Genomic DNA, 13,325 nt, shown 5'->3' with positions numbered 1-13,325 from the left:
GTTACGCGGGGTTGTGGTCAATCAGCGTGTCCTTGTTGCTGGCAAACTCGTCGAACGGGAAATCGTCCACGGTCAGCATCTCCAACACCACAGCTTCATACTGGCGCATGAAGTCGGCCTCTTCCTTGGTGTAGACCCCCGCCTTCAGAGCCGCTTCGAACCGCTCCTCCGGGTGCAAGGCGGTCATTGGCAGCTCGCCCTTGGCGTAGGCCTTGGTGACCTTGCGATACAGCTGCTCGGCCTTGTCGTAGTCCTTCAGCAGCCCGTTGTAGCGGGCCAGCGGGTTTTCCACCGTGCCTTCGCCATCGGTGTTCCAGGTGGCGGCCGTCAGCTTGCTGCGAATCGGCGTATCGGTGGAAATCGCACGGGCCAGCTTGCGGGCCAGGTCATCATGGGGCAGATCCCAGCGGCAGCCCAGCGGCAACGTCACCGCCCGCAGCGCCAGCGCAACCGGCCGGTTGGGCAGGTTCTGCAGGAACTCGTCCAGTGCGCTCTCGGTGCGGTGCAGCAACAGCCCGAGGCTGTACTCCATCACTTCCTTCTCACCCTCGACCGGCTGAGTTTCGTGCCAGTTTTTCAGCACCATCGACGCCAGGTAGAGGTTGGACAACATGTCCCCGAGGCGCGCCGAGATCAGCTCGCGCATTTTCAGTTCACTGCCCAGGGTGGTCATGGCGGCATCCGCACACAGACCGAAGGCGGCACTGAAACGGGCCACGGCTTGCGCGTAACGACGGCTAGCGCTGTCGAAGGGCACGTCAGCACGGCCCACACCCAGCGCCTGGGTGAAGGCGCGGGCGGCGTTACCAAAGATCAGACCGGCATGGCCAAAGAACGCATCGTCGAACGCGTCGATGTCATCATTATCCTTGGCGGACAACTCCCGCAGCACGTAGGGATGGCAGCGAATCGCGCCCTGACCGAAGATCATCAGGCTGCGGGTCATGATGTTGGCACCCTCCACCGTGATGGCAACCGCCGAACCACTGAAGCCGATACCGAGATAGTTACGCGGCCCCAGGGTCACCGTCTTGCCACCGTGAACGTCCATGGCGTCAGTCGCAATGCCACGCTGGAACTCGGTGAGGTGGTACTTGAGAATCGCCGACGGCACCGCCGGCTTCTCGCCCTTATCGATCATGTTGGCGGTGTGATTGACGGCAGCCTGGGTGATGTAGGTCTTGGCGGCGATACGCGCCAACGGCTCCTGCACACCTTCCATGTCCGCTACCGGAGTGTTGAACTGGCGACGGATACGGGTGAAGCCACCGGCAGTGCCGACAGCGTAGGCTGCAGCGCCGGCCGCACCGGACGGCAGCGTGATGCAGCGTCCCACCGACAGACACTCAACCAGCATGCGCCAGCCTTCGCCCGCCATGTCCTGACCACCGATAATGTAATCCAGCGGGATGAAGACGTCCTTGCCGATGATCGGCCCGTTCATGAACGGTGTGCCGATGGGGCAATGGCGACGGCCGATTTCCATACCCTTGGTGTCACGGGGGATCAAAGCGCAGGTAATGCCGTGATCTTCTTTGTCGCCCAACAGGCCATCCGGGTCAAACATGCGGAACGCCAGTCCCACGACGGTGGCGATGGGTGCGAGGGTGATCCAGCGCTTCTCGAAGTTGAGGCGGATACCCAGAACTTCCTTGCCGTCCACTTTCTGCTTGCAGACAATACCGGTATCCGGCAGCGAGGTGGCGTCGGAGCCGGCACGGGGGCCGGTGAGACCGAAACAAGGGATCTCGCGCCCGTCCGCCAGACGCGGCAGATAATGATTTTTCTGCTCTTCAGTACCGTATTTGACCAGCAGCTCGCCGGGACCGAGAGAGTTCGGCACGCCGACGGAGACCATCAGCATTTCGTTGGCGGCCAGCTTCTGCAGCACCGCAGTCTGTGCCTTGGCGGAGAAACCGAGGCCGCCGTATTCCTTGGGGATGATCATGCCGAAGAATCCCTCTTTCTTGAGGAAATCCCACAGCTCCTTCGGGAGATCGGCGCGCTCGACGGCGAGGTCCCAGGCGTTGCACATGGAGATGGCCTGCACGCACTGATTGTCCACGAACGATTGCTCTTCCTCGCTCAGGCCGGTGTGCCGGTTGATCAGCAGGTTGTGCCAGTCCGGCTGACCGGTAAACAGCTCACCGTCCCAGCCCACAGTACCGGCTTCCAGCGCGACTTTTTCGGTTTCCGACACTTTCGGTGCAACCTTCTTGAACATCGCGAATACACGGGGGGTGAGCCAGGATTTGCGGAACCCGGGCAGCCCTGCGGCGGCGGTCACAGCGGCGCCGATAAACAGAATCAGGGCAAGGGTGCCAGAGGCCAGAATCAGTGACAGCAGGCCGACAACCACCATCACACCGATGGCCGGTTTCGCACCTGATTCACGACGCATCACGGTCAGCAGACCGGCCAGCGCCACCAAAAACAGAATGAAAGTCATCATAGGGTCTCTCTGTCATCCATGGATTGAATAGTGAAGACTGTAAAGCGTTACGTCCAAGTTACCCGATCAGATGATCGCTGACCAGTAACCACATCATGATCAGGCAGTTACAATCACCCGGATACCCTCCAGCGCGAGACTGGCCTGATCAATGGCAGACTTTGCCGCCGCGAACTGGTCGCGGAAGAATCCGATCTCGTCATCGCGAATGGCCGGATTCACCTTTTGCAGCGCCTCCAGACGCCGGATCTCCGGCTCGAACATCTCGCTCAGCTGCGTCATCGCTTGGTCCCGCAACGGCTCAAGGTGCGGCTGCGCCAGCCGCTCGGCGTGATCGACCATGGTTTCCACCTGGGGACGAACCTGGGGCACAACGGCTTGGGCGGTACGACGGCGGATGTTCGAGCACAGATCGTTCAATCGATCGTGAGGCAGCGCCGCCGAAAGATCGCGACCATTCACGTCCACCAGCAGCCGCAGCGGGGAGACCGGCAGATAGCGTGACAGCTGCAGCGCCTCAGGCGCAGGGCAGTGCACCGTAAACAGGACTTCCAGCAACAGCGTGCCAGCCGGCAGCGCCTTCACCGAGAGACTGGCCAGGGCCGCCTTGCCAAGGCCGGAGCTGGTTACTGAGTCCATCACGCCGGTCACCATCGGGTGCTCCCAGCTCATGAACGCGAGATCTTCCCGCTCCAGCGCCTGCTGCCGGCTCCAGGTGACGGTGAGACCGTCCTCCGGCAGCTCCGACACGTGGCCGGCGTGATACTGCTCACCCGGCCTGAGCACATCGGCGTGCTCGGAATGGTCTTCCACATCCACACCGAGGATATCGAAGGCCTCCATCATATAATCCCTCACCGCAGCAGACCCCTCTTCCGACTCGATCTGGCTGATCAGGTTCTGGGCCACGTCCCGGCGGCAGGAATTCATCTCGATCAATGCATCGCGACCATTCTGCAGCAGGGTGCGCAGGCGGTCAGCCTCGGCCCTGGAATCAGCCAGCACGGTATCCAGCTCGCCGAATTCACCGCCCAGCACCCTCAGCCAGGCCGCCTGCACTGTGCCCTGAACCGCAACACCGACGGAGCAACTCTCGTTGAACGCATTGAGCCCCTCATGGAACCAACGGAACTGGGCCTCCTGAACGGTGCCTTCCAGATACGGAATGTGAATATCGATGGTGTCAGACTGGCCGATTCGATCCAGCCGGCCGATCCGCTGTTCCAACAGGTCGGGGTTGGCGGGCAAATCGAACAGCACCAGATGATGGGCAAACTGGAAATTGCGGCCCTCGCTGCCGATTTCCGAGCAAATCAGCGCCTGGGCACCCTGCTCGCTGTCGGCGAAATACGCCGCCGCCCGATCGCGTTCGATCAGGCTCAGGTGTTCATGAAAGGCCGCACTGCGAATCCCGGCCCGTAGCTGCAGGTAACTCTCCAGCGCCATGGCGGTGCCGGCGTGGGCACAGATCACCACCACTTTGGCAGGCTTAAGACTGGCCAGAGTTTTCTCCAGCCAGGCGACCCGCGGGTCTTCCGCCAACCACTGTTCTTCATCCAGCGCCCGCTCCGGCGCCAGGTTTTCAAGGCCGAAACGGTGGGGCTGATAGCGGTCCGGACACGCCAGCGGCACTGGCAGCGCACGCCGTTGGGGAAAACCCTGAATCGCCGCGCGGGTGTTGCGGAACAGCACCCGCCCGGTACCGTGCCGGTCCAGCAAGGCGTCAATAATGGCCTGTTGGGGTTCGGGTGCCTTTTCCAGTATCGCCAGCTCATCCCCGAGCCAGTCCTGCAGCGCGGCGCGATCGTCCGCGGCGAGGCTGCCGTCGTTTTCCTGCAGGCGGCGCACCACCCGGTTGATAGCCTCGTACTGCTGCTCTTCCGCGCGGAAATCCTCAAGATCGTGAAAACGCGCAGGGTCCAGCAATCGTAGCCGGGCAAAGTGACTGGCCACCCCCACCTGTTCCGGAGTCGCAGTCAACAGCAACAGGCCACGGCTGGCCGCAGACAAGTCCTCCACCAGCCGGTATTCGGGGCTGGCCTGTTCCGGACTCCAGGCCAGGTGGTGGGCTTCGTCTACCACCATCAGATCCCAGCCGGCGGCGACCGCATCCTTCTGCGCCTGGGGGCTCGACATCAGGAAATCCAGGCTGCACAGCACCAGCTGATCACTCTCGAACGGATTGCTGGCGAAGGATTCACCAAACACTTTGGTCATCAGTGCATCAACGTCATCCTCGCTCTCGGCGAGGGCGTCGTAACGGCCCTGGTCGATGATGGAGAAGCGCAGGTTGAAACGCCGCAGCATTTCCACCAGCCATTGATGGATCAGCGAATCCGGCACCACGATCAGTGCCCGCTTTGCGCGACCGGTATGCAGCTGATAATGCAGTATCAGACCCGCCTCGATGGTTTTGCCCAGACCCACCTCATCCGCCAGCAACACCCGCGGGGCGTGGCGGCTGGCCACTTCGTGGGCAATGTAGATCTGGTGCGGCAGGTGCTGGGTACGGGCGCCGATCAGTCCCTGTGCGGCGGATGCCCGCAAGCGCTCCTGATGCTGAAGAGTGGCCACCCGCAGGCGGAAGGCGCCGTTGCGATCAAACTGGCCGGCAAACAGCCGTTGATGGGGCGCGGAGAAATTCACCGAACTGCTCAGCTTGACCTCGGAAATCTGCTGGATATCGCCACCGTTGTCGGCGTGGTACATCAACACACCACCCAGCTCTTCCACCGCCCGGACAACGTAGCGTTCACCGTCGAAGGTCTCGATTTCCTCACCCATCTGATAAATGATGCGTGACAGGGGCGCATTATCGATGGCGTAGGTGCGCTCCTCGTCGGCAGCGGGGAAACCCAGCGTCACCCGACGGCCCGAAATATCAGTGACGATGCCGAGCCCGAGGCCGGTATCGCTGTGGCTGACCCAGCGCTGGCCAATGACAAAATCCGATGCGTCCAAGAAACCTCCGTCGCGTTTCAATTCAGTCTTTTTTACGTTCGTTACGTTCGTGACCGTGGTCAGTGCCACTACTTGAGTGGTTTGAGGTCGGTGCCGTTCTCGTGAACCCAGTAGGCCGCCGCGCCACACACGGCCGCGGGCACCACCACCAGGTTCAGCACCGGCACCATGGCCGCCAATGCTACCGGCATTCCGAACCCGAAGGCCGACAGCCGGGTATCTCCCAGCAACCCGCGCAACGCCGGGAAACTGACCTTGTGGTTGTCAGCCGGGTAATCCACGTACTGCAGCGCCATCATCCAGCAGTTGAACGCAAACCAGAGCGCTGCGGCCACCAGATTCACCACCGGTATCAGCCCGAGAATCAGCAGGCCGATGGCCCGCGGCAGGTAATAGAGGATTTTCTGCACCTCACGCCAGAGCGCGCGGGGAATATCGCGGATGATCTGCCCCCAGCTGTCGTCGGTGCTGACCTCCTGGCCGGTCAGGTGTTTTTCCGTGAGCTCGGCCAGATAGCCGTAGAAAGGAGAGCCAATCAGGTTTGCCAGAATGACGAACCCGTAGGCCAGCATCAGCAGGATCACCACGCCGTAGAGCATCCAGAACAGCCAGTCCAGGCTTTGCAGCCAGGCCCAGTCCGGCAGCCACCCCATGGCCGCAGCGATCATCCCGGCAAACAGTTCCGCCAGGAAATAGAACAACAGGCCGAATAACAGCACGTTGATCACCAGGGGAATAATCACGAACAAGCGCAGGCCGGGCTGACGTATCAGCCGGAATCCCTCGCCGAGGTAGCCCAGGCCACGAAAAAAGTTACCCTTCAACATAGGTGGCATTACCTCCGCTTCAATGACAGTGACGGGGCGCAAAGCATATCATGTTGCCTCACTCACCACAGCCCGAGGGCCACCCGGATTCCACCGATGGACACACTCAAGCGCCAGCTGGCACGAATTCTCGATTGCCAGCCCCTGTGGCGGACCGCCCTGCTGATCTCCGTGGTCGCTATTCTGTACCTGGCCACCACCAGCGATCCTTACCCGGTACCCGCATCCAGCTACGACAAGGTGAATCACCTGATTGCCTTTGCCGAACTGACCTTGTTGTCACGGCTGGCCTGGCCACAGACCCATCCAATCCGGTTCATCCCGCTGCTGATTGCGTTCGGATTGCTGATCGAAGTTATTCAGTCGCAACTGCCCTACCGTGATTTCTCCCTTGCGGATGTGGTCGCAGATGCCGTCGGGGTCGCCATTGGCTTGCTGCCCTGGCCCGGTCTGCCCCGGTGGAAGACCACCGGTAACGCCACCCAAAACCGGATGTGCGAGAAACGCTAAAAATCGTGTGCGATATCTCTCACAAGACTGTGCGAGCTTTCTGAAACATTGTGTAAGCTCTTCGGCTCCCGCCAATCTAAAAATTCACAACATATTGATTTGTAGATTTTATTTTTGTAACACCCTGTGTCATTGCCAAAATGATGGATATTGGTCACAGGTTTGTCAGATCAGGATTGCTATAGTGGATTCGTCAGGGATGACAGGGAAATGGACGACGCACTGGACGCACCCCGGCATTGGATGCAGGGAGAGGCAAGGACACAGGGACGCCTCGCTTAAAGGATAATTATTCGGATCGCCGGCTCGGAGGCTGGCACCAAGGAGCGGCTCAAGGATAGCGCAACACGGCAGTTGCACACATCGCACGGATGCGACGACCTGTTCCGAAAAGGGCAGCCCACGGGTTGCCCTTTATTTTTTTGCGGTTGCCATTTCGCCAGCCACCCGATAGATCCTCACCTGATTGAACTCCTCGAACTCATTGAGATCCGGCCAGGTCCGACCTTCGATCACCGCAAGCCGCTGATAATGGTCATCGCCCAGATCCCGCAACCGGGAATCCGCCAGCAGTACTTCCGGGGCCGCTGCCCTGAACGCCTGCAATAACGGCCGGTTGTCAGGATCGTAGAGCACGTCCGCCGCGGTGATCAGATCAACGGTTGCGGATCGTTGCCGCCAATCCGCACACAAGGTCACCGACACCCCATTCAGCCGGGCGTTGGCCGCAGCAGCATCCAGCGCAGCCGGGTCGATATCACAGGCAATTGCCTCCGCCGCACCGGCGATGGCGGCCGCAATCGCGACCACGCCGGATCCGGAGCCAAAATCCAGCACCCGCTTGCCCGCCACCTGGTGCGGATTCGAAAGGATCCACTGGGCGAGCACCTGTCCACTGGCCCAACAAAAGGACCAGTACGCCGGCTCACCGACTACCGCCTGGGCCTCCTCATGACTCAGCGGCCCCTCCAGCACCGCAGGATCAAACAGATGCAAACCGATATCCGGACACCCGGCCGGCCGGGTCACCGCGACACGGCCACGGCTGAGGGTTTTCTGCAAATGGTGGTCAAGCTGCTGCTGATTCATCACATCTCCGGGCCGGCCTGTAAACGAGCATAAAAACAGTGTCTTCGTTATACTGCAAACTCATTTTTTTCACGATCTTGGCACCTCAATGGCCTCCAGACCCGACACCGACGACTTCCTGTCCCTTTTCCTGAACGACATTCCGCTGATGGACGTGCGGGCACCGGTTGAGTTCAGCAAGGGCAGCTTTCCCCGCGCCGAAAATGCGCCACTGATGAACGACGAAGAGCGTCATCGGATCGGTATCTGTTACAAGGAAAAAGGACAGGACCGGGCCATCGAGCTGGGGCATCAATTAGTGGCCGGCGACATCAAGGCCCAGCGAATCGAGGCCTGGAAACGCTTTATTGCCAGCTACCCCCAGGGCTACCTGTTCTGTTTCCGTGGTGGTTTGCGATCACGACTGACCCAACAATGGATTCGGGACGCGGGCATTGACTACCCGCTGGTCAAAGGCGGCTATAAAGCGCTGCGCCGGTTCCTCATCGACAGCCTCGCAGCGCTGATCACCTCATCGGATTTCCGCATTCTCAGCGGGCGGACTGGCACCGGGAAAACCCGGGTGCTGCAACAACTGCCCAACCCGGTGGATCTCGAGGGACTGGCCAATCACCGCGGATCCAGCTTCGGCCGGCAAGTCACACCTCAGCCCTCCCAGATCGACTTCGAGAACCGACTGGCCGTGGCCATGCTCAAGGCCACCCATCGGGTTGGCGGTCCGATTTATCTGGAAGACGAGAGTCGCCTGGTTGGGCGCTGCGCGCTGCCGGATACGCTCAGACAGCGGATGTCCGAGGCACCGCTGATGGTGCTTGAGCAGCCTATGGAAGAGCGCATCAGTATTATTCGCGAGGACTATGTGGAGATCATGCTGGCCGATTACTCCGCCCGCGACGGCGAGGTGGCGGGTTGGCAGAATTTCCAGGATTACCTGCTCAGCGCACTGGACCGGATCCGGAAACGGCTGGGCGGCGAACGCCACCAGCAATTGCGAAACCGGATGGTCGCCGCCCTTGATCAACAGCAGCACAACGGCGACACCAGCGGCCATAATGAGTGGATCCGCGCACTGCTGGAGGAATACTACGACCCGATGTATGACTATCAGCTCCGCCAGAAAGAAGGCCGTATCGTGGTCCAGGGCGATCCGGCCACTATCGTCGATTGGGCCAATCAATGTTAGTTTGTGCTCGAAACCGGAAAAGACCTGAAAGTGTCTTGCGAGTTGGATACGCTTCGGCTTTGCTGTAAACACAAGTCTGTCATCAACCACTTGATAATCTGACGAAGAGCAAGGAGTACCCGAATGGAAGAGTTGTTTGGAGCGAATGGGCGCGCGTCCGAGATCGTGGATCAGGCCATCACCCTGGTCATGACCTACGCCCCCAAGGTTGTCCTCGCCATAGTGACATTGCTGGTCGGTCTCTGGCTGATCAAGCGTTTTGTCGGCGTGATCGACAAGAAACTCGGGGAAAAAGACCCGTCACTGAACAAGTTCGTCTGCGGCCTGACGAGCGCCCTTCTGAAAATCATGCTGATCATCTCAGCCGCCTCCATGATCGGCATCGCCACCACCTCGTTCATAGCAGTGATCGGTGCTGCCGGCCTCGCGGTGGGCCTGGCCTTGCAGGGAAGCCTGTCCAACTTTGCCGGTGGCGTACTGATTCTGATCTTCAAACCCTTCAAAGTGGGTGACACCATTGAAGCACAGGGCCACCTTGGTGCCGTTGCCGAAATCAGCATTCTGTATACTATCGTGAACACCTTCGACAATCGCCGTATCGTGATCCCCAACGGCAGCCTGTCCAACGCCACCCTGGTCAACGTCAGCATCTACGAGAAACGTCGCTGCGACATGACCTTCGGGATTCATTACGACGACGATATCGACACCGCCAAGGCCATCTGCAGGCGCCTGTACCAGGAAGATGAGCGCTCGCTGATGGATCCGCCACCGCGCATCTGCGTGGGCAGCCTGGGCGACAACTCCGTCAACATCATGTTCCGCGCATGGGTGGCCACCGACGACCTGTGGCCGTACTACTGGGACATGCAGGAAAAGGTCAAGAAGGCATTCGATGCTGAAGGCCTCACCATTCCGTTCCCTCAGCGCGATGTGCACGTTTACAACCACAGTGGAGCGGAAGCGGGACAAACGTCTCAATAATACGTTTGCTTACTCGCATTCTTCACAGGCTCAACTAAGCTGACGTTAATGGTGCCTGCCAGCCCTTCCGGCAGGCACCAGGCCATTGGGGCCAGACACAGAACAATCATCGGCCTCAGTCTCGCTGTCATTGCTGGTAGGAGGTTGTCACTATGCCGGTACAGCAGTTGAAAGATTTCCTCGATCAGGCCGATGTGGAATACATGTGCCTGTCCCATCCCCCCGCGTTTACTGCCCAGGAACTCGCCCATCACGTCAAGATTGCCGGCGACCGGGTAGTGAAAACCGTCATTATTGAGCTGGACGGCAAGATGACCATGCTGGTCATGCCCGCCACCTGGCGCATCCGCTGGGATCGCCTGTCGCGCATTCTGGATACCGATTTCGTCGACCTGGCGGATGAGCAGGAGTTCCAGGATCGCTTCCCCGAGTGTGAAGTCGGCGCCATGCCACCGTTCGGCAACCTGTTCGGGATGTCGGTGTTTTGCGCGGAAGCTCTGACCGAACAGCCGGAACTGGCGTTTGCCGCCGGTAGCCACACCGAGTCGGTGCACATGAAAACCAGCGACTTTCTGACTCTGGTGCAACCCATGGTGCTCAACCAGGGGTTTGTGAAGCCCGGCGCGCAAAAGCCGGCGTGGCTGGTCAAAGGGCGCCGCCAACCGGATGAGCTACCCGGAGCCCGGGTATCCGGCCTGGCCGGTTACTGAACCGGGCAAACCTGTCAACGGCTTGATCCGGGCCGCTTGTCTGAAATCTTCCATCGCGTAAACTGGAAGCCTCAGACAGGAACCCGTTATGACTCAAGATTTTGACATCGTTGTTGTCGGTGCCGGCATGGTGGGGGCTGCCCTTGCCACCGGCCTTGGCCAGAATGGCTTTCGCGTTGCACTGGTGGACAAGCAAACGGCACCCCGCTACGACCCTGAGGCGCCGCCGGACATCCGGGTATCCGCCCTCAGCTCCGGCAGTGAACGCTACCTGCAACAATTGGGTGCCTGGCCTGAAATCATGGCGTTACGGGCAACGGTGTATCGCCGCCTCGCGGTCTGGGATGAAACCCGCCATCCACTAAGCGCCCTGATCCCCCGCAAGCCCACCGAAGTGGTGTTCGACGCCACCCTACTGGCCGCCAGCCACCTGGGCCATATTGTGGAAAACCGCATCACCCAGCAGGCCTTGTGGCAGTGCGCCGCGAACCAGCCGTCGGTGACCCTGATGCCGGGTACCGGCGTGACCGCGTTAAACAACGGCGACGACCGGGCCACGGTAACACTGGAGAATGGCGACACCCTGAGCTGCCAGCTGGTGATTGGTGCAGACGGTGGCCAGTCGCGCCTTCGCGAACTGGCCGGTATCGGCGTCACCCGGGACCAATATGCCCAGCAGGCCATGGTGATTTCCGCACGCTATGGCGGGCCGGTGGAGGACATCACCTGGCAGGCGTTCCACCCGTCCGGTCCCCGTGCCTTTTTACCCCTGCACAGTGCCGGGCCGGCGCACCCCGGCGAAAGTTGGGCCTCTCTGGTGTGGTACGATTCGCCGGAGGAACTGGCGCGATTGAAAGCCCTTGATAATGAGGCACTGATACTGGCGATCCAGCGGGGGTTTCCCGATGATCTGCCGCGGCTGACCCACATTGATACCCGGGCCAGCTTTCCCATCGCGCGGCAGCACGCCAAGCACTACCACAATGGCCGCGTGGTGCTGGTGGGCGATGCGGCCCACACCATCAATCCGCTGGCCGGCCAGGGTGTGAACCTGGGCTTCCAGGACGCCGCTTGCCTGCAATCGATGATCCGCGAAGCCCAGCGTGCCGGCGGCGATCTTGCCCATCCGCTGTGGCTGTCCCGCTACGAGCAGCAACGGCGCCCGGCCAATCGCCGCATGATGCTGGCGATGGATGCCTTCTACCACCTGTTCAGTAACCGCATTCCACCGGTTCATCTGCTGCGCAACCTCGGCCTCGGCGCCGCCCGTGCCCTGCCCTTCGCCCGCAACCGCGTCGCCCGTTACGCCATGGGCATTGACGAGGAACTGCCGGCGATGCTCAAACAGATCACGGCCCGTTTACCGGGGCTGAAACAGCTCTGAATCCGGCACACAATCATCAAGGAGCCACCATGTCAGACACCATTTTCACCAAGATCATCAACCGAGAGATCCCGGCCGACATTCTCTACGAGGATGACATCAGCCTGGCGTTCAGTGACATCAACCCCCAGGCTCCGATGCACTTTCTGGTGATCCCGAAAAAGCCCATCGCGACGATCAATGACATCACCGAAGGCGATCGTGAGCTGGTAGGTCACCTGTATGTGGTGGCGGCGAAAATTGCCAGGGAAAAGGGCTTTGCGGACGACGGCTATCGCGTGGTGATGAACTGCGGCGAGAACGCCGGGCAGACGGTGTTTCACATCCATCTGCACGTGCTGGCCGGCAAGCCTCTGGGGTGGCCGCCTTATACGGACAAAATGAAGCAGGCCTGATGGGGTTTTACCGTTTGGACTGACCTTGGGGGAGGCAAACGCGGCTGTCTTTCTGTTCAGGACAGCGGCCGTCCCCCAAGCTCAAAAGCCCGAAAAATCAGCGCCCGACAACTTTCTCAGCTTCTTCCACCGGCGTATGACGAACGTCCTCGCCCTTGACCATGAAGATCACGTTCTCGGCAATATTGCAGGCGTGATCGCCGACCCGTTCCAGAGCACGAAGCACCCACATCACCGACATGCACCGTGAAATGTTGCGAGTGTCTTCCATCATGAAGGTCAGCAAGGTACGTGTAGCCGCCTGATACTCCTCATCAACACGCTTGTCTTCCTTCATGATCCGCAGCGCCTGCTCAGCGTCCAGGCGAGCAAAGGCGTCCAGCGCGTCGTGCAGCATGCTCAGCACGTGGTTGCCGATATGGCGGACTTCCACGTAGCCGCGGGGCGCCTGGCCTTCCTCGTTGAGCTTGATGGCGAACTTGGCGATTTTCTTGGCCTCGTCGCCCACCCGCTCAAGATCCGCGACCATCTTGATGACAGAAATCACCAACCGGAGATCCCGGGCCGTAGGCTGACGACGGGCAATGATCAGGGTAGCCTCTTCGTCGATGTCCATTTCCATCTGGTCGACTTTCTTATCACCGGCACGTACTTCGTCCGCCAGGTGGCCATCATTGTCCACCAATGCATGAATCGCACGGTCCACCTGTGTCTCAACCATCCCGCCCATTTTCAGGAACTCGGTTTTGAGCTCCATCAGTTCATCGTTGAACTTGTGGGAAATGTGGTCGCCGTAAACGTCGTCCTTTTTGGTTGGCATAGCTCTGTTC

Annotated in this window: 11 protein-coding genes; 6 read left to right on the top strand and 5 right to left on the bottom strand. The window is 60.2% G+C overall.

Going from position 1 to position 13,325, the window contains the following annotated elements; all coding sequences use genetic code 11:
- Nucleotide 1: 1 nt before the first annotated feature.
- The 3 genes from R0125_RS00350 to cysZ all read right to left on the bottom strand — a co-directional run bounded on the left by R0125_RS00350 (nucleotide 2) and on the right by cysZ (nucleotide 6,240).
- Nucleotides 2-2,452 carry an acyl-CoA dehydrogenase gene (locus R0125_RS00350; protein ID WP_317236747.1) on the bottom strand — a complete coding sequence of 817 codons (2,451 nt, stop codon included), beginning with the start codon at nucleotides 2,450-2,452 and terminating at the stop codon, nucleotides 2-4.
- Nucleotides 2,453-2,551: 99 nt separating this feature from the next.
- Entirely contained in the window at nucleotides 2,552-5,413 is a 2,862-nt protein-coding gene (rapA, locus tag R0125_RS00345) for an RNA polymerase-associated protein RapA (protein WP_317236746.1), read from the bottom strand.
- A gap of 68 nt (nucleotides 5,414-5,481) precedes the next feature.
- The gene (cysZ, locus tag R0125_RS00340; RefSeq protein ID WP_248181638.1) at nucleotides 5,482-6,240 is read right to left on the bottom strand and encodes a sulfate transporter CysZ; all 759 of its coding nucleotides are present in this window, start codon (nucleotides 6,238-6,240) and stop codon (nucleotides 5,482-5,484) included.
- Nucleotides 6,241-6,336: 96 nt separating this feature from the next.
- Between cysZ and R0125_RS00335 the strand changes: the two genes are divergently transcribed.
- Nucleotides 6,337-6,750, top strand: a complete 414-nt coding sequence (locus tag R0125_RS00335) for a VanZ family protein (protein WP_248181639.1) — start codon at nucleotides 6,337-6,339, stop codon at nucleotides 6,748-6,750.
- Between the two features lie 414 nt (nucleotides 6,751-7,164).
- Here R0125_RS00335 and R0125_RS00330 read toward each other — a convergent pair whose 3' ends face one another.
- Nucleotides 7,165-7,839: a class I SAM-dependent methyltransferase gene (locus R0125_RS00330; RefSeq protein ID WP_317236745.1), complete on the bottom strand. Its 675-nt coding sequence runs from the start codon at nucleotides 7,837-7,839 to the stop codon at nucleotides 7,165-7,167.
- 88 nt (nucleotides 7,840-7,927) lie between these two features.
- On the opposite strand from R0125_RS00330, the gene mnmH reads away from it, so the two are divergent.
- The 5 genes from mnmH to R0125_RS00305 all read left to right on the top strand — a co-directional run bounded on the left by mnmH (nucleotide 7,928) and on the right by R0125_RS00305 (nucleotide 12,495).
- Complete coding sequence (gene mnmH, locus R0125_RS00325; protein ID WP_317236744.1) at nucleotides 7,928-9,022, top strand: tRNA 2-selenouridine(34) synthase MnmH; 1,095 nt, start codon at nucleotides 7,928-7,930, stop codon at nucleotides 9,020-9,022.
- A gap of 123 nt (nucleotides 9,023-9,145) precedes the next feature.
- Nucleotides 9,146-10,006 carry a mechanosensitive ion channel family protein gene (locus R0125_RS00320; RefSeq protein ID WP_317236743.1) on the top strand — a complete coding sequence of 287 codons (861 nt, stop codon included), beginning with the start codon at nucleotides 9,146-9,148 and terminating at the stop codon, nucleotides 10,004-10,006.
- Between the two features lie 152 nt (nucleotides 10,007-10,158).
- Nucleotides 10,159-10,716, top strand: coding sequence for an aminoacyl-tRNA deacylase (locus R0125_RS00315; protein WP_248181643.1), 558 nt, complete (start codon nucleotides 10,159-10,161; stop codon nucleotides 10,714-10,716).
- Nucleotides 10,717-10,804: 88 nt separating this feature from the next.
- Nucleotides 10,805-12,100, top strand: a complete 1,296-nt coding sequence (locus tag R0125_RS00310) for an FAD-dependent monooxygenase (RefSeq protein WP_317236742.1) — start codon at nucleotides 10,805-10,807, stop codon at nucleotides 12,098-12,100.
- Between the two features lie 29 nt (nucleotides 12,101-12,129).
- Complete coding sequence (locus R0125_RS00305) at nucleotides 12,130-12,495, top strand: histidine triad nucleotide-binding protein (protein WP_317236741.1); 366 nt, start codon at nucleotides 12,130-12,132, stop codon at nucleotides 12,493-12,495.
- Between the two features lie 97 nt (nucleotides 12,496-12,592).
- Here R0125_RS00305 and phoU read toward each other — a convergent pair whose 3' ends face one another.
- Nucleotides 12,593-13,315: a phosphate signaling complex protein PhoU gene (phoU, locus tag R0125_RS00300; RefSeq protein ID WP_248181646.1), complete on the bottom strand. Its 723-nt coding sequence runs from the start codon at nucleotides 13,313-13,315 to the stop codon at nucleotides 12,593-12,595.
- Nucleotides 13,316-13,325 lie beyond the last annotated feature (10 nt).

This window comes from Marinobacter sp. M-5 (genome assembly GCF_032911545.1).
GTDB classification, from domain to species: Bacteria; Pseudomonadota; Gammaproteobacteria; order Pseudomonadales; family Oleiphilaceae; genus Marinobacter; species Marinobacter goseongensis.
The sequence above is the reverse complement of the archived record's forward strand: the minus strand, read 5'-3'. Positions and strand labels throughout refer to the sequence as shown.